Annotated in this window: 21 protein-coding genes and 1 riboswitch; of the genes, 10 read left to right on the forward strand and 11 right to left on the reverse strand. The window is 71.4% G+C overall.

Features of this window, described 5'->3' with window-relative positions:
* Positions 1 to 10: 10 nt before the first annotated feature.
* From ACIHCQ_RS14005 to ACIHCQ_RS14015, 3 genes are read left to right on the forward strand one after another with little or no spacing between them, the layout of a single operon-like run.
* Positions 11 to 811 (forward strand): SURF1 family protein, encoded by an 801-nt coding sequence (locus tag ACIHCQ_RS14005; protein WP_399661569.1) that lies wholly within the window; start codon positions 11 to 13, stop codon positions 809 to 811.
* Positions 812 to 850: 39 nt separating this feature from the next.
* Positions 851 to 2,656: a glycoside hydrolase family 15 protein gene (locus ACIHCQ_RS14010; RefSeq protein WP_399661571.1), complete on the forward strand. Its 1,806-nt coding sequence runs from the start codon at positions 851 to 853 to the stop codon at positions 2,654 to 2,656.
* Between the two features lie 7 nt (positions 2,657 to 2,663).
* Entirely contained in the window at positions 2,664 to 3,419 is a 756-nt protein-coding gene (locus tag ACIHCQ_RS14015; protein ID WP_399661573.1) for an SDR family oxidoreductase, read from the forward strand.
* 394 nt (positions 3,420 to 3,813) lie between these two features.
* Here ACIHCQ_RS14015 and amaP read toward each other — a convergent pair whose 3' ends face one another.
* From amaP to ACIHCQ_RS14040, 5 genes are all read right to left on the reverse strand, one after another.
* Positions 3,814 to 4,392 carry an alkaline shock response membrane anchor protein AmaP gene (amaP, locus tag ACIHCQ_RS14020; RefSeq protein ID WP_399661575.1) on the reverse strand — a complete coding sequence of 193 codons (579 nt, stop codon included), beginning with the start codon at positions 4,390 to 4,392 and terminating at the stop codon, positions 3,814 to 3,816.
* 7 nt (positions 4,393 to 4,399) lie between these two features.
* A complete protein-coding gene (locus ACIHCQ_RS14025) occupies positions 4,400 to 5,089 on the reverse strand; it encodes a DUF6286 domain-containing protein (RefSeq protein WP_399661577.1) in 690 nt (229 codons plus the stop codon).
* Positions 5,086 to 5,418 (reverse strand): hypothetical protein, encoded by a 333-nt coding sequence (locus ACIHCQ_RS14030; protein ID WP_399662021.1) that lies wholly within the window; start codon positions 5,416 to 5,418, stop codon positions 5,086 to 5,088. Before ACIHCQ_RS14030 ends, ACIHCQ_RS14025 begins: the two co-directional genes overlap by 4 nt.
* Positions 5,419 to 5,526: 108 nt before the next feature.
* A complete protein-coding gene (locus ACIHCQ_RS14035) occupies positions 5,527 to 5,718 on the reverse strand; it encodes a hypothetical protein (protein ID WP_399661579.1) in 192 nt (63 codons plus the stop codon).
* 11 nt (positions 5,719 to 5,729) lie between these two features.
* Positions 5,730 to 6,221, reverse strand: coding sequence for an Asp23/Gls24 family envelope stress response protein (locus ACIHCQ_RS14040; RefSeq protein WP_399661581.1), 492 nt, complete (start codon positions 6,219 to 6,221; stop codon positions 5,730 to 5,732).
* Positions 6,222 to 6,332: 111 nt separating this feature from the next.
* Between ACIHCQ_RS14040 and ACIHCQ_RS14045 the strand changes: the two genes are divergently transcribed.
* Positions 6,333 to 6,995: a hypothetical protein gene (locus ACIHCQ_RS14045; protein WP_399661583.1), complete on the forward strand. Its 663-nt coding sequence runs from the start codon at positions 6,333 to 6,335 to the stop codon at positions 6,993 to 6,995.
* Between the two features lie 71 nt (positions 6,996 to 7,066).
* On the opposite strand, the gene ACIHCQ_RS14050 is transcribed toward ACIHCQ_RS14045, so the two are convergent.
* The 3 genes from ACIHCQ_RS14050 to ACIHCQ_RS14060 form a co-directional block, all read right to left on the reverse strand.
* Positions 7,067 to 7,873: an enoyl-CoA hydratase/isomerase family protein gene (locus ACIHCQ_RS14050; protein WP_399661585.1), complete on the reverse strand. Its 807-nt coding sequence runs from the start codon at positions 7,871 to 7,873 to the stop codon at positions 7,067 to 7,069.
* A 167-nt stretch (positions 7,874 to 8,040) separates the two neighbouring features.
* Positions 8,041 to 8,262, reverse strand: coding sequence for a helix-turn-helix domain-containing protein (locus ACIHCQ_RS14055; protein ID WP_006123601.1), 222 nt, complete (start codon positions 8,260 to 8,262; stop codon positions 8,041 to 8,043).
* A 382-nt stretch (positions 8,263 to 8,644) separates the two neighbouring features.
* Positions 8,645 to 10,243: an ABC-F family ATP-binding cassette domain-containing protein gene (locus tag ACIHCQ_RS14060; RefSeq protein ID WP_399661587.1), complete on the reverse strand. Its 1,599-nt coding sequence runs from the start codon at positions 10,241 to 10,243 to the stop codon at positions 8,645 to 8,647.
* Positions 10,244 to 10,473: 230 nt separating this feature from the next.
* Here ACIHCQ_RS14060 and ACIHCQ_RS14065 point away from each other — a divergent pair, with 230 nt between their 5' ends.
* Positions 10,474 to 10,899: a VOC family protein gene (locus tag ACIHCQ_RS14065; RefSeq protein ID WP_399661589.1), complete on the forward strand. Its 426-nt coding sequence runs from the start codon at positions 10,474 to 10,476 to the stop codon at positions 10,897 to 10,899.
* A gap of 87 nt (positions 10,900 to 10,986) precedes the next feature.
* On the opposite strand, the gene ACIHCQ_RS14070 is transcribed toward ACIHCQ_RS14065, so the two are convergent.
* From ACIHCQ_RS14070 to ACIHCQ_RS14080, 3 genes are all read right to left on the reverse strand, one after another.
* Positions 10,987 to 12,453 carry a hypothetical protein gene (locus tag ACIHCQ_RS14070; protein WP_399661591.1) on the reverse strand — a complete coding sequence of 489 codons (1,467 nt, stop codon included), beginning with the start codon at positions 12,451 to 12,453 and terminating at the stop codon, positions 10,987 to 10,989.
* Between the two features lie 133 nt (positions 12,454 to 12,586).
* A complete protein-coding gene (locus ACIHCQ_RS14075) occupies positions 12,587 to 13,714 on the reverse strand; it encodes an alpha/beta hydrolase family protein (RefSeq protein ID WP_399661593.1) in 1,128 nt (375 codons plus the stop codon).
* Between the two features lie 156 nt (positions 13,715 to 13,870).
* A complete protein-coding gene (locus ACIHCQ_RS14080; RefSeq protein WP_399661595.1) occupies positions 13,871 to 14,551 on the reverse strand; it encodes a class II aldolase/adducin family protein in 681 nt (226 codons plus the stop codon).
* 262 nt (positions 14,552 to 14,813) lie between these two features.
* Between ACIHCQ_RS14080 and ACIHCQ_RS14085 the strand changes: the two genes are divergently transcribed.
* The 5 genes from ACIHCQ_RS14085 (at position 14,814) to cobN (ending at position 22,826) form a co-directional block, all read left to right on the forward strand.
* Positions 14,814 to 16,067, forward strand: coding sequence for an anion permease (locus ACIHCQ_RS14085; RefSeq protein WP_399661597.1), 1,254 nt, complete (start codon positions 14,814 to 14,816; stop codon positions 16,065 to 16,067).
* 19 nt (positions 16,068 to 16,086) lie between these two features.
* Positions 16,087 to 16,317 (forward strand): hypothetical protein, encoded by a 231-nt coding sequence (locus tag ACIHCQ_RS14090; RefSeq protein WP_399661599.1) that lies wholly within the window; start codon positions 16,087 to 16,089, stop codon positions 16,315 to 16,317.
* A 40-nt stretch (positions 16,318 to 16,357) separates the two neighbouring features.
* Positions 16,358 to 16,502: riboswitch (cobalamin riboswitch) on the forward strand.
* Positions 16,503 to 16,642: 140 nt separating this feature from the next.
* Complete coding sequence (locus ACIHCQ_RS14095) at positions 16,643 to 17,608, forward strand: cobalamin biosynthesis protein (protein WP_399661601.1); 966 nt, start codon at positions 16,643 to 16,645, stop codon at positions 17,606 to 17,608.
* Entirely contained in the window at positions 17,605 to 19,143 is a 1,539-nt protein-coding gene (locus tag ACIHCQ_RS14100; RefSeq protein WP_399661603.1) for a cobyric acid synthase, read from the forward strand. The genes ACIHCQ_RS14095 and ACIHCQ_RS14100 overlap by 4 nt, the downstream gene beginning before the upstream one ends.
* An 8-nt stretch (positions 19,144 to 19,151) precedes the next feature.
* Positions 19,152 to 22,826, forward strand: coding sequence for a cobaltochelatase subunit CobN (gene cobN, locus ACIHCQ_RS14105; protein ID WP_399662023.1), 3,675 nt, complete (start codon positions 19,152 to 19,154; stop codon positions 22,824 to 22,826).
* Positions 22,827 to 23,028: the final 202 nt, after the last annotated feature.

A 23,028-nucleotide genomic window follows, 5' to 3' on the forward strand; every position in this document is an offset into this window, starting at 1 on the left:
CGTCGAAGTCGTGTACCGCTTCCTGTTGACCCGGCAGTGGGTGAGCCTCACCCTCATCGCCCTCGTCCTCATCCCCACGATGGTCGAGCTGGGCTTCTGGCAGCTCCACCGGCACGAGCGGCGGGTCGAGCAGAACAGCCTGATCTCACGGAACCTCAAGGCGAAGCCTCTCCCGATGACCGAGGCCACCTCGCCCGGGCACACCGTCCCGCGCGCCGACTACTGGCGTCAGGTGACCGCCACCGGGGTCTACGACACCGCGGGTGAGGTCGTCGTACGCCGCCGCACCTCCGCCGACGACCGGATCGGCTTCCATGTGCTGACCCCGCTGATCCTCGCCGACGGCCGGGCGGTCCTGGTCAACCGCGGCTGGGTTCCGGCCGCCGCCGACCAGAGGTCGTTCCCCGCCGTGCCGGCCCCGCCCAAGGGCACGGTGACCGTCACCGGCAGGCTCAAGGCGGACGAGACGACGAGCGCCAGCGGCATCAAGGACCTGTCCGGTCTGCCGCCCCGCCAGGTCATGCTGATCAGCAGTGCGCAGCAGGCGAAGTCGCTGGGAAGGACGGTGCTCGGCGGCTATCTGGAGCAGAGCGCGCCGGAGCCCGCGGGAGGCGCCCCGGAGCTGATTCCCGAGCCGGATCACGAGTCCATCGGCGCGCATATGGCGTACGCGGTCCAGTGGTGGCTGTTCACGGCGGCGGTGCCGGTCGGCTGGGTGGTTCTCGTACGGCGTGAGAGGAGCGACCGCCGGGCCGCTGCCGCTGCTGCCGGAAGCAGCACCGCCCCGGAGCGGGCCACCGCGGCTGCTTAGCCCTGCTTAGCCGCCGCACCGGCGGGAACACCCCAAAGCGTGACGCAACGCACGCAACGCACGCAACGCATTGAGGACTACGCCCTCATCGGCGATCTGCAGACGGCCGCGCTCGTCGGCATGGACGGCTCCATCGACTGGCTCTGCCTGCCCCGCTTCGACTCGCCCGCCTGCTTCGCCGCGCTGCTCGGCAACGAGGACAACGGCCACTGGCGGCTCGCCCCCAAGGACGCGGACCGCTGCACCCGCCGCCGCTACGTCGGTAACTCCCTCGTCCTGGAGTCGGTGTGGGAGACCCGCACCGGCACCGTCAAGGTCACCGACTTCATGCCGCAGCGCGACAGGTCCCCCGACGTCATGCGCATCGTCGAAGGCGTCAGCGGCACGGTCGAGATGAGCGCGGTTCTGCGGATCCGGTTCGACTACGGCTCCGTCGTGCCGTGGATGCGGCGCGCGGACAACCACCGGGTGGCGATCGCGGGCCCCGACTCCGTCTGGCTGCGCAGCGAGCCGCCGGTCAGTACCTGGGGTCAGCACTTCTCCACCTGCTCGTCGTTCACGGTCGGCGAGGGCGAGAGGGTGGCGTTCGTCCTCACCTGGCACCCCTCGCACGAACCGCGGCCGGAACTTGTCGACCCGTACGAGGCACTGGAAGGCAGCCTGGACGACTGGGACCAGTGGTCCTGCCACTGCCTCGGCAAGGGCCCGTACCACCAGGCAATCGTGCGCTCGCTGATCACCCTGAAGGCGCTCACGTACGCCCCGACAGGCGGGATCGTCGCCTCGCCCACCACATCCCTGCCGGAGGAGCTCGGCGGCGTACGCAACTGGGACTACCGCTACTGCTGGCTGCGCGACTCCACTCTCACGCTGAGCGCGCTGCTGTCGGCCGGGTATCTGGAGGAGGCCGCGGCCTGGCGCGACTGGCTGCTGCGGGCGGTGGCGGGCGTTCCGGCCGATCTGCAGATCATGTACGGGCTGGCGGGCGAACGGCGGCTGCCGGAGACGGAGCTGCCCTGGCTGAGCGGCTACGCGGGCTCAGCGCCCGTCCGCACGGGCAACGCGGCCGTACATCAGCTGCAGCTCGATGTGTACGGACAGGTCCTGGACACCCTCCATGTGGCCCGGCAGGCGGGTCTGTCCGCCGAGCAGCACGCCTGGTCCATGCAGCTGAGCCTGCTGGGCTTCCTGGAGTCCACATGGCGTGAGCCGGACGAGGGGCTGTGGGAAGTGCGGGGCCCACGCCGCCACTTCGTGCACTCGAAGGTGATGGCATGGGTCGCGGCGGACCGTGCCGTACAGACCCTGGAGCAGTACCCCTCACTCCGCGGGGACGTGGAGAGATGGCGAACAATGCGGGACGAAGTGCACCGGGACGTGTGCGAGAAGGGGTACGACCCTGAGCAGAACGCCTTCACCCAGTCGTACGGCTCCACCGATCTCGACGCGGCGACGCTGCTGATCCCGAAGGTCGGATTTCTGCCGCCCGACGATCCGCGGGTGCGGGGGACGGTCGACGCGGTACAGAAGGGACTGGGCGTGGGCGGCGGTCTCGTGCGCCGCTACTCCACGGACGGTCTGACGGTGGACGGGCTGCCGGGGAGCGAAGGGGCGTTCCTGGCCTGCTCGTTCTGGCTGGCGGACGCGTTGCGGATGACGGGGAGGGTGCGGGAGGCCAGGGAGCTCTTCGAGCGGCTGCTCGCGCTCCGCAACGACGTCGGGCTGCTCGCCGAGGAGTACGACCCGGCCCGTGAGCGCCAGGTCGGGAACTTCCCCCAGGCCTTCAGCCATATCGCGCTGGTGACAACGGCCCTCGCGCTGTCGCGGGAGGAGGCGGAAGGATAATAGGGCCATGGATCTTGGACTGAAGGACCGCGTCTATATCGTCACCGGTGGTTCGCGCGGGCTGGGCAACGCCTCGGCCCACGCGCTCATCGCCGATGGCGCGAAACTCGTCATCTCCGGCCGCGACGAGAAAACGGTCACGAAAGCCGCCGCGGAACTGGGCCCGAACGCCATCGGCGTCGCCTCGGACAACGCCGACCCGGCCGGACCGGACCGCCTGATCGCGGCGGCGCGGGCGCAGTTCGGGCGGCTGGACGGGATACTGATCAGCGTGGGCGGCCCGGCGCCGGGGTTCGCCGCGGACAACTCGGACGAGCAGTGGACGGCGGCGTTCGAATCGGTCTTCCTGGGCGCGGTCCGGCTGGCCCGCACGGCCGCGGCGGAGCTGGGTGAGGGCGGCGTCATCGGCTTCGTCCTCTCCGGCTCGGTCCACGAGCCCATCCCTGGCCTGACGATCTCGAACGGCCTCCGCCCCGGGCTGGCGGGTTTCGCGAAGTCCCTCGCGAACGAACTGGGCCCGCGGGGCATCCGGGTGGTGGGCCTGCTGCCCGCGCGCATCGACACGGACCGGGTACGGGAACTGGACGCGCTGTCGGGGGACGCGGAGGCGGCGCGTACGGCGAACGAGTCCCGCATTCCGCTGCGGAGGTACGGCAGGCCGGAGGAGTTCGGCAGGACGGCGGCGTTTCTGCTGTCGCCGGCGGCGTCGTACCTGACGGGCATCATGATGCCGGTGGACGGCGGGATGCGCCACGGCTTCTAGGCCGCGGGCCCGTGTCGGGGGCGCTGCCCCGTGGGGCCCCCGCGCCTCAATCGCCGGCGGGGCTTGATTTGCCCTCGGGCCCTTGTCGGGGCTCCGCCCCGAACCCCGCGCCTCAAACGCCGGCGAGGCTGGAAAATCCAGCCCGTCCGGCGATTGAGGAGCTGGGGGTCACCCCACGCCCGCCAGGGCATAGGGGGCGGAGCCCCCAGTTACGGGATGGGGGTACTCCCCCTACGCCTAGCGGCGTGGGAGGTGCCCCCCACCCACGCCGCGCTGGGGGTCCCCCCACGCCCTCAGGGCGTAGGGGGAGTAGGGGGGCGGGGTGGGGAAAGGCCCGCCGCAGGCGCAACCCGCACGCCACCGCTCAGCTCACCCTCCGCACCGCCCCGCCCCCTCAGCTCACCCTCCGCGCCCCATGCCTCGTCGCCCTCAGCCTCGCCTCCGCCGGCAGCACCGCCAGCCCCGCCGAGTCCCTCGCGTGCGCCAGCGCCTCCTCCGTCAGGCCCTTCAGCGTCGCGCCCGGCGCCGCATGCGGTTCCAGCACCAGGCCCACCCGCGCCTCCGGCGCGCTCCGGCGGCCCGTCAGCATGACGTGGGCGCGGGACACGCCCGGCAGGGACTGCGCCTCGGACTCCAGTACCCCCTCCAGCGCGCGCCCCCGCAGCAGCGCCCCCTCCCCGTCGCCGCTGTCGACCAGGACCTCTGCCAGCCGGGCGCGCCGGAACTGCGCGAGCAGCCACCACAGGGCCAGCAGCACCAGCACCGCCAGCGCCGCGATGACCGCGGGCCACCACCAGCCCTCGTCGCGCCATCGATCCCGGTCCGCCCCGCTCAGCAGCACATCGTCGCGTCCGCTGTACGGCCACCAGGACGGCACGGACAGCCCCGCCCCCGCCGCCAGCACCGCGCCGCCCGCGCACACCAGTACCAGCCCGGCGAGGCCCAGCAGTACTCGGTTGACCACCCGTAGCATCCCGTCCTCACCCCTTCTTGGCCGACGCCGACGCCGACTGCCGGGCAACGTGCACCGACAGCGCGGGCGACCTGGCGAGGCCGAGTTCCTTGATGCCGGTGGACAGCGCCGCGTCCAGATCCGCCCGTACGTCGTCGAGCTCACGGAAGTGGGACTGCGCGCGCGCCAGGACCTTCGCCCGCCCGACCCGTACCCGTACCGACCGCACCCCGGACACCTCCATCGCCCGGTCCCGCAGGACGAGCGCCGCGGCATCGCGGTCGAGACCCGCGCGTACGGAAGGGGTGTCGCGGCGCATCGGCAGCAGCCCCCGCAGTCCGGGCGTCACGGCGAGGACGAGCAGGCAGACACCGAGGAGCACCGCGACCCCCGCGGCGGCCAGCACGCCCACCTCCTCCAGCCGCCAGCTCGCGAGGCGCTCCGCGAAGACGCGGCGCCAGTGCATGGCTGGCCTCCCGGCCCGTACCGCCGCGATGTCGTAGAGCAGCAGTCCCGCGCCGCCGAGCACCACCAGCGCCAGCAGCCCGGCCGGCACCCTGCGTACGGACCAGAAGCGCCCGGCTCTGCCGCCTTCACCGTCGGTCACCGCCGGTCCCGGTTCGTACGCCGCGGCCGATGCGGACTGGTCCCGATCAAGCACGGCCGGTCCGAACGGGGCCGACGGCGTCGACGGTGGGGGCTGTACGGGTTCGCTCATCGGATCCTCCCCTGTGACGCTCCGCGCGTCTGGGCGGAGTGCAGCCGCTCGACCTGAACGGCCACCTCGGGGACCTGCATCCCCGCCAACGCATGTACCCGCTGGACGACTTGGCGACGCACAGCACCGCACTGACGTCCGATGTCGGAGGGATAGTCCAGTTCGAGGCTGATCCGCACCCGGGCCGCGTCATGGTGCACCGTGACCGCGGCCTGCGGCGGAGCGCCGCCCTCCGGTACGCCCGGGAGCGCTTCCCGGGCCGCCTGCGCGGCGATCTTCGCCACCACCCGGTCGGCGATCCTGGTCGCCCCACGCCCGGCGGCTGCGATGCGCCCGGCACCCGCCCCACGCCCGGCCGCCGCCGTGCCCTCCGCCGCCCTGTCCTCCGTCGCCGCGCCGCGCTCCGCGGCCGCCCCGCCCTCCGCGGCCACCGCGCCTCACCGCCGCCGTTCGCCGCGGTCGCGGCCCCGGAAGAAATCGCCGGGTTCGAGGTCGCCTTCCGCGAACCGGCCGACCACAAATCCGACCGCTCCCAACGCGGCCACCAGCAAAAACGCGCCGAAGCCGCCGAAGTACCCGGCAAAGCCGAGCGCCATGCCGGCCAACATGCCGACCACCGCCATGCTCATCGTGAGCTCCTCTACTGGAGACGCGGCTCCGGCTCTTCCTCTTCTTCTTCGGGCAGTTTCACATCGCTGACGGCGATGTTGACCTCGACGACTTCCAGGCCCGTCATCCGCTCGACCGCCGCGATGACGTTCTCGCGGACCGCGCCGGCGACCTCGACGATGGAGACGCCGTAGTCGACAACGATCTCAAGGTCGAGTGCCGTCTGCACCTCGCCGACCTCGGCCTTCACTCCCCGGGTGACAGTCGACCTGGCTGCGCCCGGCACTCGGTCGCGCACGGCGCCGAACGTACGGGACAGGCCGCTGCCCATCGCATTGACGCCGAGCACGTCACGCGCCGCCAGCCCGGCGATCTTCTCGACCACGCCGTCGGCGATGGTGGTACGGCCGCGGGCGCCGGGGTCGCCGCCTCCGCGCCTGCTCACCAAAGGCTTCTTGAGCTCCTGGCCCACCGGCTCGCTGCCGGGGGTCTCGGGGCGGTTCTGCTGAGCGGTGTCGGCCATCGCCGTACGTCCTTTCCGGGTCTTACGGACCTTTCGGGCGTTGCTGGACTCCGCTGCCCACACTATGTGCGCTTGCCCACTCTCGCGCCGCGGATGCGGCAGGCTGGAGCAATGACCACTGCTGATGCGGTACGCAGACGGCTCGGCCTCGGCAGACTGCTGCCGCTGGGCGGAGCGCAGGACGGGGCCTGGCTGACCGAACAGGCGGCCGAGGCGGTGCTGCGGCGGGCGGCGGCCGGAGTGCCCGGCGTGGCGCTGGGGCGGCTGCGGCTGTCTCTCGTGGACCCCGACGCGGCGGCTGCTCCGGCCGTTCCGGCTCCGCCGAGCGCGCTGCCGCCGGGGCCGCTGCGTATCGAGGCGGACTTCGCGGCCTCCGCGCGCGAACCCCTGCCGGACGCGGCCTCGGCCCTGCGCGTCGCGCTGTTCGCGGGGGCGGAGCTGCTGGATCTCGCGGTCACGGAGGTGGACCTACGGGTGACAGAGCTGCTGGACAGCGCCACCCGGACGCCCGCCGCGCCGAGTCCGCCACCCGAGGTACGGGCGGCCGTCCCGGAGGACCCTGCGGGCCGGGCCGCTGTCTCGGCCCCGGGTGTCGCGTATCTGACGGCCGCCCTGGGCACGGCGGTGCGGCTCGCGCCCGACCATGTCCGTATCGAGGTCGCCGCGGCGAGCGGTCACCGTCCCCTGGAGGTGGTCCGGTCGGTCCGGGCCGCGGTGACGAAGGCACTCGCGGACGGCCGCCCGGTGGCGGTGCTGGTCACCTCGGCAGCGTGAGCCGAGCGAGGCAAGGAGAGCGAGAGGGAGGAGAGCCAGAGGGAGGGCAAGGGGAAGGCGAGGCCGGGGGGTTACTCCGCGAGCCCCGCCAGGTCCCGCAGGCGACGCGCCTGCGCCGCGCGCTCCGCGACGCGCTGGTCCTCGTACGAACGTGCCGTCGCACCCCGCAGCAGCGCCTTCGTCTCGATCACCGCGTTCCGGTCCGCCGCCAGCAGCGCGGACGCCAGGTCCCGTACCGCGCCGTCCAGTTCGTCCGCGGGCACGACGAGGTTGGCGAGGCCGATCCGCTCCGCCTCATCGGCGTGTACGAAGCGGCCCGTCAGGCAAATCTCCAGCGCGCGGGCGTAGCCGACGAGGGACACCAGCGGGTGCGTGCCTGTGAGATCGGGGACGAGCCCGAGGCCGGTCTCGCGCATGGCGAACTGCACGTCCTGCGCGACGACCCGGAGGTCGCAGGCCAGGGCGAGCTGGAAACCGGCTCCGATCGCGTGCCCCTGGACAGCCGCGACCGTGATGATGTCATTGCGGCGCCACCAGGTGAACGCCTCCTGGTACCCGGCGATGGTCGCGTCGAGCTCCGCGTCGGAGCTGCCTGCGAGTTCAAGGAAGGACGGCTCGCCGTCGAAGCCTTCGGGCGTGAACGCCTGCCGGTCGAGGCCCGCGGAGAAGGATTTACCCTCGCCGCGCAGCACGACGACCCGCACGCTGCCCGGCAATGACCGCCCCGCCTGCGCCAACGCCCGCCACAGAGCGGGAGACTGAGCGTTGCGCCTGCTGGGGTTGGTCAAGGTCACCGTGGCAACCGCGTCCTCGACGGTGAGCCGTACGCCGTCCTTGTCGAAGTGGAATACGTCGAGTACAGAGTCCTGCGAGGTCATGAGGGCGCCTCCGGTCCGGGTGCAGTCGGTGGTGCGACAAAGCTAAGTGACTGCACAGTAACCACCCGGTCGACCCTGCGACCGACCGGGTGGCCACCGTAAACCGGTGAACCGGTGAACCCAGGCCGAAGCGGCCAAGCGGCCCAAGCACCCAAGGAGCCAGGACCTCAGGCCGAGGCAGCCTTCTTGCCTCGCGTTGCTCCGCCGCGCCCTCGCAGCGTGACTCCGGATTCGCTGAGCATCCGGTGGACGAATCCATAGGAGCGGCCGGTTTCTTCGGCCAACGCCCGGATGCTCGCACCGGAGTCGTACTTCTTCTTCAGGTCTGCCGCGAGCTTGTCGCGCGCGGCGCCGGTTACCCGGCTGCCCTTCTTCAGAGTCTCGGCCACCCGTGCCTCCTCATGGGAAGTGCGCTCTGGACTCTCCATGATCACCCCTCGGGGGCTTCCTGGCCACCCATTCGGCAAGGTCTGTGCGACCGGCTTTGCTCTGCGATGTGCGACCGCCACGACCGGAATCACAAATTCCGGTTACTCGCGTTCGCACACCCGAACGGTTTTGTGGAGGAAGTGCCAGGTCAGCGCGGCCCATGAGAGAGCTCAACGTGCATGCGATGGACATACGAGCGGCGTGTCACCGGACGGAGACGATCCGCTCGGTGCCACGCCGGGGTATGAGACGTTCTCATTCAGATGATGGATCACCCGTAAGCCGAATGATCCATACGGAGTGGATCAGCATCGGGCCCAGGACCAATCCGGCCATCGGGCCTCAGGCGAGCGCCACCAGGTCCGCGTAGTCCGCGCCCCACAGGTCCTCGACGCCGTCCGGCAGCAGAATGATCCGCTCCGGCTCCAGCGCCTCGACCGCGCCCTCGTCGTGGCTGACGAGGATGACGGCGCCCTTGTAGGTGCGCAGCGCGCCGAGGATCTCCTCGCGGCTGGCGGGGTCGAGGTTGTTCGTGGGCTCGTCGAGGAGCAGGACGTTCGCGGACGAGACGACCAGGGTCGCCAGTGCGAGACGGGTCTTCTCACCGCCGGAGAGGACGCCGGCGGGCTTGTCGACGTCGTCGCCCGAGAAGAGGAACGAGCCGAGCGTCTTGCGCACCTGGACGAGATCGAGGTCGGGCGCGGAGGAGCGCATGTTCTCCAGGACCGTGCGCTCCGGGTCGAGGGTCTCGTGCTCCTGGGCGTAGTAGCCGAGCTTGAGGCCGTGGCCCGGGGTGACCTCGCCGGTGTCCGGCCGCTCCACTCCCGCGAGCAGGCGCAGCAGCGTCGTCTTGCCCGCGCCGTTGAGGCCGAGGATGACGACCCGGGAGCCCTTGTCGATGGCAAGGTCCACATCGGTGAAGATTTCGAGTGAGCCGTACGACTTGGACAAACCCTCCGCGGTGAGCGGGGTCTTGCCGCAGGGCGCGGGGTCCGGGAAGCGCAGCTTGGCGACCTTGTCGGAGGCGCGTACCGCTTCGAGGCCGGACAGCAGGCGCTCGGCCCGCTTGGCCATGTTCTGCGCGGCGACGGTCTTGGTGGCCTTGGCGCGCATCTTGTCGGCCTGCGAGTTGAGGGCAGCGGCCTTCTTCTCGGCGTTCTGGCGCTCGCGCTTGCGGCGCCGCTCGTCCGCCTCGCGCTGCTGCTGGTAGAGCTTCCAGCCCATGTTGTAGACGTCGATCTGCGAGCGGTTCGCGTCCAGGTAGAAGACCTTGTTGACGACGGTCTCGACCAGGTCGACATCGTGGGAGATGACGATGAAGCCGCCGCGGTAGGTCTTCAGGTAGTCGCGCAGCCAGACGATCGAGTCGGCGTCGAGGTGGTTGGTCGGCTCGTCCAGGAGCAGGGTGTCGGCGTCCGAGAAGAGGATGCGCGCCAGCTCGACGCGGCGGCGCTGACCACCGGAGAGCGTATGGAGGGGCTGGCCGAGCACCCGGTCGGGCAGACCGAGCGCGGCGGCGATGGTGGCGGCCTCGGCCTCGGCGGCGTAACCGCCCTTGGTGAGGAACTCCGTTTCCAGCCGCTCGTACTGCTTCATGGCCTTCGCGCGGGTGGCGCCCTGGCCGTTCGACATGCGCTCCTCGTTCTGGCGCATCTTCTTCAGTACGGAGTCGAGGTCGCGGGCGGAGAGGATGCGGTCGCTGGCGAGCGTGTCCAGGTCGCCGGTGCGCGGGTCCTGCGGGAGGTAGCCGACCTCGCCGGAGCGGGCGATGGCGCCTGCGGCGGGAACGGCTTCACCCGCGAGGCACTTGGTGAGGGTCGTCTTGCCCGCTCCATTGCGGCCTACCAGGCCGATGCGGTCGCCTTTGGCGACACGGAAGGAAGCGGACTCGATCAGGACACGGGCGCCGGCACGCAGCTCGATGCCGGTAGCGGTGATCACGGAAATACTCCAGGGCGGTATGGACGGCGGAAGGGACGGGCGTAGACGCTTCGACGCCGTCTAATGCACAAGGAGAATTGCCATACGGCCCAGTCTAACGGGGCCGTGCAACTGCTTTTGCGCCAGATTTGCCCGCGGGGCGCCTGGCCTCCAGGGGTGACTGTCAGTGGTGGGTGCCAGACTGAGGCACAGATCACATTCCCGTCGTCGAGCATGAAGGAGTGGCCGAGATGGCGGAGTCACGGGCCAAGTCATCGGCCAAGTCACCGAGTATCTGTCCCACCCTGACATACGCGGACGCGAAAGCCGCGATCAGGCAGCTCACCGAGGGCTTCGGCTTCACCCAGCACGCACTCTACGAGGGCGAGGGCGGCATGGTTGCGCACGCCGAGCTGGCCTTCGGCAACGGCATGGTGATGCTCGGCACCAAGGGCACGGGCAGCGAGTTCGACAAGCTGATGCAGGACGCCGGTCCCATGGGTGTGTACGTGCGGGTCGATGACGTGGACGCGCACCACAGCAGGGCCGTGGAGCACGGCGTGGAGATCGTGATGCCACCGACCGACCAGGAGTCCGGGTCGCGTGACTACATAGCGCGCGATCTGGAGGGCAATGTGTGGAGCTTCGGCACGTACGCACCGGGGGCGGAGGCGTAGAGCCGGCCAGTTCGCCCCGGCCAGTCCGTCCTGGTCAGTCCGTCCCAGCCAGTCGTGGCCTCCGCCACCCCGTGCGTGCGCGCCCGGTCAGGCGCCTCCGCTGTGCACCTGGAACGCCGCCCGGCGCACGGCCTTGGCCAGGGCCGGATCGGGGTGGGCGGCGGCCAGCGCGACCAGCACCTGCACCGTGCGGGGGTGCCCGCCGGCCCTGACCTCCTCGATCAGCGCCGGGACCGTGCCCTGCATCGCGGAGTCGAGGTGGCGCAGCAGCAGCTGGGGCTCGCCGTGGTCGGCCACGGCCGCCGCGGTGTCCACCCAGAGCCAGGTCGCTTCCTCGCGGGTGAGCACATCGGCGGCGTCCTCGGGGTCGGCTCCCTCGTACTCGGCGAGCCAGAGCAGGACGTAGGGGCGCAGCGAGGGTTCGTCGGCGGCGGCGCGGACCTCGGCCTCCGCGGGGGCGCCGACCACCCGCAGCGCCTCGAAGGCGAGCCCGCGCAGCAGGGCGTCCTCACCGCGGGCTACGGCGAGGAGTTCGGTGACGGCGCTGGAGACGGTACGGGCGGCGAGCCAGGCGCGGTACTCGACGCGGGCGGGGCCGGGGGTGAGGCGGGCGCAGCCGCGCAGCATGTCCTCGGCCGACTGCTCGATATTGCCCGCGGGGCTCTGGGCGGCCACGCAGATCTGCTCGAGCTTGACCCAGACCGCCCAGTTGCCGAGGGGGGTGAGGGTGGCGCTGCGGCCCTGGTCCAGGGTCAGCGCGCCGACGGCGGACAGGCCTGCCAGGGCCCAGTCGAGGAGAAGGGAGACAGGAACGTCAAGACGGGATCCGGGCCGGGACTCGGGGTCCTCGGTGCCCGCGGGCTGCGGCTCGGACGGCCGTGGCTGGGACTGCGACTGCGACTGGGGAACCTCGCAGCGCTCCTCGCGGAGCTCCGCGACGCGCTGCTGCAACAGGTCGAGCAGGACCGGCATGAGCACAGGACCGGCCGAGAGCTGGAGAAGGGAGAGCATTTGGGGAACGGCCTCGACCACCTCGGCGACCGCGTACGGCTCGACGCCGGCGGGGGCCGGGTGGACCAGCGACCAGGCGTCGAAGAGGGCGACCCAGCCGCGTAGCACGGCCATGTCGTCACGGTCCCAGGCGCGCAGCCGCCAGCCGGGGCGGGCGGTGGAGCCGTGCAGCTCGACCAGGCCCGCGAGGCGGGCGCGGTCCCATCCCGCGCGCACCTCGGCCGGGGTCAGCTCCAGTGCGGCGGCGGCCCGTTCCTGGACACGGTCGGCCAGAGGCGCCGTGCCGGGGTCGCTTCCCCACAGCCCTTCGGGCATGGGAGGCACCCCCAGAGCGGCCCAGCGGGCGATGCGTACGGCGTCGGCGAGGACCGTCCTGGCCTGACGGGCCAGCTCGGCGGGGGCGGGCGTGCCTTCGGGAGGCCGGGGGGCGGGCCGGGTTCGCCGGGCCGTCACGGCCTGCCGTGCGGTCGCCAACGATCGCGGGCGGACAAGACGGAGTCTGGAGTTGCGCGCCAATTGCTCATCAGGCTTTCGGGACGTCACGGGGAGCAGTCTTCCCGTTGACAGCCCGAAAGCCCAAACGGAACCTGATCGGCCGGACTCGCCGCCCGCTCATCGGGCGGCGCGGGGAGTGCGCGCCGGCCCGCTCGTGACGGTCGATTCACTACGTCAAGCGCTACATCAAGGGGGTGAGGAACCGGCGGAGGATCTCTTCGTAGCCTGCGGGGTCGACGTTCCACATGGCCGCGTGCGGGGCGAAGCGGACGGTGTGGAGGGTGATCAGTTCGGGGCGGCGGCGGGCGAGTTCGCGTGAGGGCCGCCAGGGGGCCACGGTGTCGTCCGGGCCGTGGAATATCAGGGTCGGCACGCGCAGGGCGTTCGGGTCCGCGGCTTCGAGCAGCCGGTCACCGTGCAGTCCCGTGCTGCCCTCGGCCGCCCGGACGGCGAGTGGCAGCAGCAGGCGGGGGATGGAGTGGGCGGTTGCCAGGTTGCGCAGCGTGGTCTCCCAGTCGAGTACCGGGGAGTCCAGCACGAGTCCGCTGATCCGGTCGCGCAGCGGGGACGCGGCCGCGGCGTGCAGCGCCATGGAGGCGCCGGTGGACCAGCCGTGCAGGACGACGCGTTCGGCGCCGTAGCGCACGGCGTAGCGGATGGCCGCGTCCAGGTCGCGCCATTCGGAGTCGCCGAGGTGACCGAGCCCGTCGGGGGACCTGGGGGCGCCGAGGTCGCCCCGGTAGGCCAGGTTGAGCACCGGGAACTGCTGGGCGCTGAGAAACCTCATGAGGTTCATGGGGTGTTCCCGGGTGGTGCCGAGGCCGTGCACGGTGATCACCCAGGTATCGCGCGCGCCCGGCACGAACCAGGCGGGCAGCGTGCCGAGCTCGCCGGGGACGTCGACGTCGCCGTGTTCGAGGCCGAGGGCGACGGCGGGGTCGCCGCTGTGCAGTTGCGGGGTGAGGCGGAGGCGGGTGCCCGGCGCCAGGTCGCCGTGGCTGACGTATTCCAGGCGGCGTACGACGGTGTCGGCGGTGTGCGGGATGTCGTCGAGGACGGGGCCGACGACGGCGTGCACACCGGAGCCCAGGAGTCCGTACGTACCGGGGCGCAGTGAGGCGAGGCTGCGGGTCAGGGTCAGTCGGCCCGGGGCCGTGGCGTGCACGGTAAGCCGGGGGTCGCCGGGCAGCGGGCGGCCGGGCTGTGCCTTGAGCACGGTGTCGCTCGCGTACCGGCCGGCCGCCACCGCGGCCGCGCCGACACCGAGGAGGGTGGTGACGGCCGCTGCCGTCGCGGTAACCGGACGCACCGTTCCAGTGTCGGCACGCGTGTGCCGCACGGCCAGTGGGCGGGTGCCGCCGGTGTTCGGGTTGCCGCGGGGTTCGGGTGCCGGGGTGTTCGGGTGCCGGGGTGTTCGGCGCGGTGCGTCGTCGTGAGCCGACGGCGACCGGGTCAGCGGTGGGGGTCAGCGGGGCTGGCCGTAGCCCTGGAGTTTCTCCGCCACCTCGTGCAGCTGGGACCTGGAGAGCAGCGTCGGCGAGTATCCGGGCAGCGCCGCGGCGGTCAGCCAGAGCCTGCACATCCACTCCAGCTGGGCGGTGCGGTCGTAGGCCTGGTCGAGGGAGTCGCCGTAGGTGACCGTGCCGTGGTTCCGCAGGAGGCAGCCGGTGCGGTCGCGCAGGGCCCCCAGCATGTTCGCGGCCAGTTCCTCCGATCCGTACAGGGCGTACGGGGCGACGCGTACGGGACCGCCGAGCGCCGCCGCCATGTAGTGGATCAGCGGGAGCTCGGGGACGAGGGTGGAGACGGCCGTGGCGTGTACGGCGTGGGTGTGGACGACTGCCTCGGCGGGGGTGTTCCGGTACACGGCGAGGTGCAGCGGCAGCTCGCTGGTGGGCGCGAGCTCGCCGAGGACCTGGTTCCCTTCGAGGTCGACGGCGACGATGTCCGCAGGAGTGAGCCGGTCGTAGGGCACACCGCTGGGGGTGACCAGAACGAGGCCGCCGACCCGTACCGAGACATTGCCCGAGGTGCCCACGACCAGACCCTCGACCGCCGTCCTGCGGGCCGTGGCCACGAGGTCTTCCCACGCCCGCCCGATCGCGTCCTGCCGCGCCTCATCCGCACCCGCGTTCGTGTCCGTCATGCGGTGATCCTGCCAGCCGGGCGGGGAGCGCGCCCCGAGCCGACGGCGAGTGACGGAGATCTCCTGCCGGTCACGCCGACGACGGCCAAGCCGGGCGATCCCTGCAAACAGCGCAAAAAGGGCCCCTGCCGGCACTCCACTTACGAACCGGAGCTACACATCCTCACTTGTGGACACCGCAATGCCCGTCTCAGTTCATCTTCCGTTCATCAAGATTGCCTACGTTCGCCGAGCCACTGATGCCAAATGATTGCCTGGGTAGATGGAACACATCACGCTGCTGCTCGCGATTGTGATCGTCACAGCTCTCGTGTTCGATTTCACGAACGGTTTCCACGACACCGCCAACGCGATGGCGACCACAATCTCGACCGGAGCCCTGAAGCCCAAGACCGCGGTGGCCATGTCCGCCGTGCTGAATCTGGTCGGCGCGTTCCTCTCCGTGGAGGTCGCCAAGACGATCTCCAGCGGCATCGTCAACGAGTCGGGCATCACCCCTGAAGTCATTTTCGCGGCGCTCGTCGGCGCCATCCTGTGGAACCTGATGACGTGGCTGATCGGCCTGCCGTCCAGTTCCTCGCACGCCCTCATGGGCGGTCTGGTCGGCGCGACCATCGCCTCGGTCGGTATCAGCGGCGTCAATGGCGGCACCGTCGTCACCAAAGTGCTCATCCCGGCCATCGCCGCCCCGCTCGTCGCGGGCGTCGCCGCGTACCTCGCCTCCCGGCTGACGTACCGGATCGGCAGGAACGCCGATCCGAAGGCCACCGCGAAGGGCTACCGCGCGGGCCAGATCGCCTCGGCGGGCCTGGTCTCCCTGGCCCACGGCACCAACGACGCGCAGAAGACCATGGGCATCATCACGCTGGCGCTCATCGCGGGCGGTGTCCTCTCCCCCGGCTCGAACCCTCCGACCTGGGTCATCCTCTCCGCCGGTCTCGCGATCGCGATGGGCACCTACCTCGGCGGCTGGCGCATCATCCGCACCATGGGCAAGGGCCTCACCGACCTCCAGCCGCAGCAGGGCTTCGCCGCCCAGACCAGCGCGGCGAGCGTCATCCTCGCCTCCTCCAACATCGGCTTCTCGCTGTCGACCACGCACTCCTGCTCGGGCGCCGTGATGGGCGCGGGCCTGGGCCGCAAGGGCGGCGTGGTCCGCTGGTCCACCGCCACCCGGATGTTCGTCGCCTGGGGTCTGACCCTGCCGGCCGCCGGACTGGTGGCGGCGGGCTCGGAGTTCGTGACCAAGCAGGGCGACTGGGGTGTCGCGGCCGTCGCCGCCTTCCTGATCGCCGCCTGCGTCGCGATCTGGGTCGTCTCCCGCCGCCAGGTGATCGACCACACCAACGTCAATGACGTGGAGGCGGACGCCGACGCGGAGCCCGCGGGCGTCGTCACCGCCGCCATCGCGGCCGTCACCCCGCCGCCCGCGGGCACGCTCGCGCAGCCCTTCACGACCAGCATCCCGGCTCCGGCGCCCGCCGACCCCGAGCCGACCCGCCCGGCCACGGTGTAAGGACAGAGGACACAGCAGCATGAACATCGACTGGGCAGCCCTCGGCTCCGTCTTCGGCGTGAGCCTCGCCGCCACCGTCGCCCTGGTGGGCCTCTTCACCCTGGGCATCGTGGGCCTGACCAAGCAGGAACCGTCGGCGTCCGCGCCGGGCGGCGGAACCGTGGCTCTCGCGCGGACCACCGGTGCGTACGCGTGCTTCGCGCTCTGCGCGGCGGCCGTGACGTACGGGATCTACCTGATCGTCGTCTGACCGGCTGACCACAGCAGCCGCAGGTCAAGGGCAGGTTGACTGCTCTTCGCCTGCGTGGTGAACTGCCGGAGCCATCTACGGCGACATGAAGAGGAAGCCGGTGCGAATCCGGCGCGGTCCCGCCACTGTCACCGGGGGAGCAATCCCCCGGAAGCCAGGAACTCTCATCGCCGGTCTGTTAAGTCGATCCAGGGCGCGGACCCTGAGTGAGGACATATCGCCATGCCGGGCTGCGGTTCTTCAGCTGTTGCTGCTTCTGGGCCTACGGGCTTGCGTACGAGTTCGAGTACGAGCGTTCCACGAGGCGTGACGGCCGACTGAACCCATGCGTGCCGACCGTGAATTCGTGTACGGCGCCACCGCCGGCCTCGCCGGTGACCTGCTGCTCGGCGATCCACGCCGAGGGCATCCGGTCGCCGCGTTCGGGCGGGCCGCGGGCGCTGTCGAACGTGTCCTGTGGCGCGACCACCGTGGCTGGGGCGCGCTGCACACCGCCGTGTGCGCCGGAGGCGCGGTGGCCGCCGCCGCGCTCCTCACGCAAGCGGTAAAACGGCGTGGCCCCGCCTCCCTCGCCGCCCTGACCGCCGCCGCCACCTGGGCCGTCGTCGGCGGCACCACCCTGGGCCGCGAGGCACGCGCCATCGGCGGCGCGCTCGCCGCCGGGGACGTGGACGTCGCACGGGAGCGCCTGCCGCATCTGTGCGGACGCGACCCGCACTCCCTGGACGAGCAGCAGATCGCCCGCGCCGTCGTCGAGTCCGTCGCCGAGAACACCTCGGACGCCGTCGTCGGCGCGCTGGTCTGGGGGGCCGTCGCGGGCGTGCCGGGCCTCGTCGGCTTCCGCGCGGTCAACACCCTGGACGCGATGGTCGGGCACACCTCGCCCCGCTACCGGCGGTTCGGCTGGGCCTCGGCACGCCTTGACGATGTGACGGGCTGGCCGGGGGCCCGGCTCACCGCCGCGCTGGCGGTGCTCGCGGCGCTCGCGGGCGGGGACGCGCCCGGAGCCGTACGGGCATGGCGGGCCGACGCGAAGAAGCACCCGAGCCCGAACGCGGGCCCGGTCGAAGCGGCGTTCGCGGGGGCGCTCGGCGTACGCCTGGGCGGGACGCTCTCGTACGGCGGCCGGATCGAGCACCGTCCCGTGCTCAACAGCTCGGGCCGCCCTGTGGAGTTCGGCGACATCGAACGCGCCATACGACTCTCGCGTCGCATCAGCTGGCTGGCGCTGGCCGCGTGCGCTGCCGGATGTATGGCCGCGTCCGCCGCCCTCGCCAAGGGGCGGAAATGAGCAGGCGTAAGGACGGCGGGGGCGGAGGGGGCGGCGGGCTGCTGGTCGCGGGCACGACGTCCGACGCCGGAAAGAGCGTCGTCACGGCGGGGATCTGCCGCTGGCTCGTACGGCGGGGGGTGAAGGTCGCGCCCTTCAAGGGGCAGAACATGTCCCTCAATTCCTTCGTGACGCGCGAGGGCGCGGAGATCGGCCGCGCCCAGGCCATGCAGGCACAGGCCGCCCGCGTGGAGCCGAGCGCGCTGATGAACCCCGTGCTGCTCAAGCCCGGCAGCGACCGCTCCAGTCAGGTCGTCCTGATGGGCAGGCCGGTGGGCGAAATGAGCGCGCGCGGCTACCACGGCGGTCGGCAGGAGGCCCTGCTGTCCACCGTCGTTGACTGCCTGGAAGAGCTGCGGGGCACGTATGACGCAGTGATCTGCGAAGGGGCGGGCAGCCCTGCCGAAATCAATCTGCGGCGTACGGACATCGTCAACATGGGCGTGGCGCGGGCGGCCCAGCTGCCGGTGCTGGTGGTCGGGGACATCGACCGCGGCGGGGTCTTCGCTTCCTTCTTCGGTACGACGGCGCTGCTGAGCCCCGAGGACCAGGCCCTGATCGCGGGCTACCTGATCAATAAGTTCCGCGGCGATGTGTCGCTGCTTCAGCCCGGAATCGACATGCTGGAGGGGCTCACCGGACGCCGGACGTACGGAGTGCTGCCCTTCGCGCACGGCCTCGGCATCGACGAGGAGGACGGGCTGCGAGTCTCCCTGCGGGGCTCCGTACGGGAGTCGGCCCTCGCGCCGCCCGTCGGCGAGGATGTGCTGCGGATCGCCGTGTGCGCCCTGCCCCTGATGTCCAACTTCACGGATGTGGACGCGCTGGCCGCCGAACCGGGCGTCGTGGTGCGGTTCGTGGACCGGGCCGAGGAACTGGTCGACGCCGACCTGGTCGTCGTGCCCGGCACCCGCGGCACGGTCAAGGCCCTGGAGTGGCTGCGCGAGCGGGGCCTCGCGGACGCGATCGCGCGCCGGGCCGCCGAGGGCAGGCCGGTGCTGGGCATCTGCGGCGGGTTCCAGATCCTCGGCGAGCACATCGAGGACGACGTCGAGTCGCGGTCGGGGCGGGTGCCGGGGCTTGGACTGCTGCCCGTACGGGTGCGGTTCGCGCGCGAGAAGACCCTTGCCCGGCCGGTCGGCGAGGCGCTCGGCGAGCCGGTCGAGGGATACGAGATCCACCACGGAGTCGCCGACGTACGGGGCGGTGTCCCCTTCCTGGACGGCTGCCGGGTCGGGGAGGTCTGGGGCACCCACTGGCACGGCTCGCTGGAGAGCGACGGCTTCCGGCGCGCCTTCCTGCGGGAGGTCGCCTCGGCGGCGGGCCGTCGCTTCGTACCGGCTCCCGACACGTCCTTCAACTCGCTGCGCGAGGAGCAGCTGGACCGCCTCGGCGATCTGATCGAAGAACACGCGGATACGGATGCGTTGCTGCGGCTCATCGAGTCGGGCGCGCCGTCAGGACTTCCCTTCATCGCACCTGGAGCGCCCGCATGAGCAGCGTCATGAGCACAGTGCTGTTGCTGTCCACCGCCGATACGGACCTGCTGGCGGCCCGTGCCTCCGGCGCGCCCTACCGGATCGGCAACCCGACCCGTATCGATGTGGCGGAGGAGCTGCCCGCGCTGCTGGAGGGCGTGTCCGTCGCCGTCGTGCGGCTGCTCGGCGGGAAGCGCGCCTGGGAGGACGGGCTCGCGGCGCTGAAGGCGTCGGGCGTGCCGAGCGTGCTGCTGGGCGGGGAGACCGTGCCGGACGCGGAGTTGATGGCCGAGTCGACGGTGCACGCGGGCGCGGTCGCGGAGGCGCTGCGCTATCTGGTGGAGGGCGGGCCGGAGAACCTGGTGGAGCTGTCGCGGTTCCTGACACAGGACGTACTGACGGCGGGTCCTACCGCCGGCACACCGGACAGCAGGCACAGCAGTGAGCCGCGGAAGATGCCCGAATGGGGCGTTCACGGCACGCGCGCGTGCGTCGAGGGGCGGCCGACGATCGGCGTGCTCTTCTACCGGGCGCACGAGCTCTCCGGGAACACCGCCTTTGTCGACACCCTGTGCGACGCCATCGAGGCGCGCGGAGCCAACGCCCTGCCCGTGTACTGCGGTTCGCTCCGGAGCGCCGACACCGAACTCTACGAGGTGCTCGCCACGGCGGACGCGCTGGTCGCCACGGTGCTCGCGGCGGGGGGCGCGCACGCCTCGCAGGCGTCCGCGGGCGGCGACGAGGACGCCTGGGACGTCGGCGCGCTCGCCGAACTGAATGTGCCGGTGCTGCAAGGGCTCTGCCTGACCTCCTCGCGGGCCACCTGGGAGGCGTCGGACGCCGCCCTGTCCCCCATGGACGCGGCGATGCAGGTGGCGATCCCCGAGTTCGACGGGCGGATCATCACGGTGCCGTTCTCCTTCAAGGAGCAGGGTCCCGACGACGTACCGGTCTATGTCGCGGACCCGGAACGGGCCGGGCGCGTCGCCGGAATCGCCGTACGGCACGCCCGGTTGGCCCACAAGCCGAACGCCGAGAAGAAGATCGCACTCGTCTTCACCGCCTACCCGACCAAGCACTCGCGGGTCGGCAACGCGGTCGGGCTCGACACGCCCGTCTCCGCCGTACGGGTCCTGGACGCGCTGCGCGACGCCGGATACGCGGTGGAAGGGCACCCGGACGACGGCGACGAGCTGATCCACCGCCTCATCAACGCCGGTGGCCACGATGTGGAGTGGCTGACGGAGGAGCAGTTGGCCGCGGCCCCCGCGCGCGTGCCGCTCGCCGACTACCGCGCCTGGTTCGAGAAGCTGGAACCCGGCCTGCGGGAGAGCATGCGGGAGACCTGGGGCGAGCCGCCGGGCGGCCTGTACGTCGACGGGGACGACATCGTGCTGGCGTCGCTCCAGTTCGGGAACGTCATCGTGATGATCCAGCCGCCGCGCGGCTTCGGCGAGAACCCGATCGCGATCTACCACGACCCGGACATGCCGCCCTCGCACCACTACATGGCGGCGTACCGGTGGCTGGACAGCAGCTTTGGCGCCGACGCGATCGTGCACATGGGCAAGCACGGCACGATGGAGTGGCTGCCGGGCAAGGGCCTCGGCCTGTCGGCGGGCTGCGGTCCCGACGCGGTGCTCGGCGAGCTGCCGCTGATCTACCCGTTCATCGTCAACGACCCGGGCGAGGGCACGCAGGCGAAGCGCCGCGGCCACGCCACGGTGGTGGACCACCTGGTGCCGCCGATGGCGCGCGCCGATACGTACGGGGACCTGGCGAAGCTGGAACAGCTGCTGGACGAGTACGCGCTCGTGTCCGACCTGGACCCGACGAAGACGCCCGCGGTGCGGGCGCAGATCTGGACGCTGGTGACGGCGGCTCAGCTGCACCACGACCTGCATCTCGACGAGCAGCCGGACGACGACGCGTTCGACGAGTTCGTCATGCACATCGACGGCTATCTGTGCGAGATCAAGGATGTGCAGATCAGGGACGGTCTGCACATCCTGGGCGGCGGCCCGGAGGGCGAGGCCCGGATCAACCTCGTACTGGCGGTCCTGCGCGCCTCCCAGGTGTGGGGCGGCCGGGCCAACGCCCTGCCGGGGCTGCGGGCGTGCCTCGCCGAGCACTTCGGCCTGGAGGAGAAGGAACTGCTGGCCGAGCCCGGCGCGGCGGTGAAGGCTCCGGCGGAGCTGACGGCGCTGGTGGAGGGGCCCGCGCGGAGCGGCGCCGATGCGATCGACCTGCTGGAGCAGCTGTGCAGGCGGCTCGCGGAGGGCATGGAAGCGAGCGGCTGGGACGTTGTGGCGGTGCCCGCGCTCGTACGGGTGGTGGTGGGCGTCGAACTGCCCGCGGCGGTGGCGGTTCTGGGCTTCGCCTGCGAGGAGCTCGTGCCGCGCCTCGCCCGTACGACGGACGAGATCGGCAACATCCTGCTGGCTCTGGAGGGCGGCTACGTCCCGGCGGGGCCGTCCGGGTCGCCGACGCGCGGCCTGGTGAACGTGCTGCCGACCGGCCGCAACTTCTACTCCGTCGACCCGAAGGCGATCCCGTCACGGCTGTCGTGGGAGGTCGGCCGGGCGCTCGCCGACTCGCTGGTGGCGCGGTATCTGGCGGATACGGGCGACTACCCGAAGTCGGTGGGGCTGACGGTGTGGGGCACGTCGGCGATGCGGACGCAGGGCGACGACATCGCGGAGATCCTGGCGCTGCTGGGGTGCCGGCCGGTGTGGGACGACGCGTCGAGGCGGGTGACGGGGTTCGAGGTGGTGGGGCTCGATGAGCTGGGGCGGCCTCGTATTGATGTGACGGTGCGGATTTCGGGGTTCTTCCGGGACGCCTTTCCGCATGTGGTGGGGATGCTCGATGACGCGGTGCGGGCGGTGGCGGAGCTGGATGAGCCGGCGGAAGCCAATTATGTGCGGCTGCACGCGGACGAGGACACGGCGGAACACGGTGACCGGCGGCGGGCGACGGCACGGATTTTCGGGTCGAAGCCGGGGGCTTATGGGGCGGGGTTGCTGCCTTTGATCGATGCGCGGAATTGGCGCACCGATGCGGATTTGGCTGAGGTGTACGCGGTGTGGGGCGGTTATGCGTATGGGCGGGGGCTGGAGGGGCGCGAGGCGCGGGGGGATATGGAGACGGCGTTCCGGCGGATTGCGGTGGCGGCGAAAAACGTCGACACCAGGGAGCATGATCTTGTCGATGCCGACGACTATTTCCAGTACCACGGTGGGATGGTCGCGATGGTGCGGCATCTGACGGGGGTGTCGCCCGAGGCGTATGTGGGGGACTCGGCTACTCCGGATCAGGTGAAGACCAGGACTTTGGGCGAGGAGACGCACCGGGTCTTCCGGGCGCGGGTGGTCAATCCGCGTTGGATGGCGGCGATGCGGCGGCACGGGTACAAGGGGGCGTTCGAGATGGCCGCGACCGTGGATTACCTGTTCGGGTATGACGCGACGGCGGGCGTCGTGGACGACTGGATGTACGAGAAGTTGGCGTCGGAGTACGTTTTCGCTCCGGAGAACCGGGAGTTCATGGAGAAGTCCAACCCGTGGGCGCTGAGGGGTATTTCGGAGCGGTTGTTGGAAGCGGCGGAGCGGGGGCTTTGGGCGGAGCCGGACCAGGAGACCCTGGACCGGCTCCGGGCGACGTATCTGGAGCTTGAGGGTGAATTGGAGGGGGAGGTGTGAGCGGTTTTTCTTTTCCCCACCCCGTCCCTTCCCTTAACTGGGGCTCCGCCCCAGACCCCACGCCTCAAACGCCGGCGGGGCTGGAGAATCCAGCCCGTCCGGCGATTGAGGACACCGCCCGAAGGGCGGTGCGGGGGTCCAGGGGGCGCAGCCCTCTGGTTACGGGAAGGGGCGGGGTGGGGGAATCACACCGCCCGAACAC

Source organism: Streptomyces sp. NPDC052236, from assembly GCF_044548015.1.
GTDB lineage: Bacteria > Actinomycetota > Actinomycetes > Streptomycetales > Streptomycetaceae > Streptomyces.

What these genes read in the sequence shown, in the direction of transcription:
- ACIHCQ_RS14080 (WP_399661595.1), bottom strand. Translation starts at nt 14,551, where the DNA reads ATGACGGACACGAACGCGGGTGCGGATGAGGCGCGGCAGGACGCGATC.
- ACIHCQ_RS14015 (WP_399661573.1), top strand. Translation starts at nt 2,664, where the DNA reads ATGGATCTTGGACTGAAGGACCGCGTCTATATCGTCACCGGTGGTTCG.
- ACIHCQ_RS14100 (WP_399661603.1), top strand. Translation starts at nt 17,605, where the DNA reads ATGAGCAGGCGTAAGGACGGCGGGGGCGGAGGGGGCGGCGGGCTGCTG.
- ACIHCQ_RS14095 (WP_399661601.1), top strand. Translation starts at nt 16,643, where the DNA reads ATGCGTGCCGACCGTGAATTCGTGTACGGCGCCACCGCCGGCCTCGCC.
- amaP (WP_399661575.1), bottom strand. Translation starts at nt 4,392, where the DNA reads ATGCTACGGGTGGTCAACCGAGTACTGCTGGGCCTCGCCGGGCTGGTA.
- ACIHCQ_RS14085 (WP_399661597.1), top strand. Translation starts at nt 14,814, where the DNA reads ATGGAACACATCACGCTGCTGCTCGCGATTGTGATCGTCACAGCTCTC.
- ACIHCQ_RS14040 (WP_399661581.1), bottom strand. Translation starts at nt 6,221, where the DNA reads ATGGCCGACACCGCTCAGCAGAACCGCCCCGAGACCCCCGGCAGCGAG.
- ACIHCQ_RS14090 (WP_399661599.1), top strand. Translation starts at nt 16,087, where the DNA reads ATGAACATCGACTGGGCAGCCCTCGGCTCCGTCTTCGGCGTGAGCCTC.
- ACIHCQ_RS14025 (WP_399661577.1), bottom strand. Translation starts at nt 5,089, where the DNA reads ATGAGCGAACCCGTACAGCCCCCACCGTCGACGCCGTCGGCCCCGTTC.
- ACIHCQ_RS14035 (WP_399661579.1), bottom strand. Translation starts at nt 5,718, where the DNA reads ATGAGCATGGCGGTGGTCGGCATGTTGGCCGGCATGGCGCTCGGCTTT.
- cobN (WP_399662023.1), top strand. Translation starts at nt 19,152, where the DNA reads ATGAGCACAGTGCTGTTGCTGTCCACCGCCGATACGGACCTGCTGGCG.
- ACIHCQ_RS14065 (WP_399661589.1), top strand. Translation starts at nt 10,474, where the DNA reads ATGGCGGAGTCACGGGCCAAGTCATCGGCCAAGTCACCGAGTATCTGT.
- ACIHCQ_RS14045 (WP_399661583.1), top strand. Translation starts at nt 6,333, where the DNA reads ATGACCACTGCTGATGCGGTACGCAGACGGCTCGGCCTCGGCAGACTG.
- ACIHCQ_RS14050 (WP_399661585.1), bottom strand. Translation starts at nt 7,873, where the DNA reads ATGACCTCGCAGGACTCTGTACTCGACGTATTCCACTTCGACAAGGAC.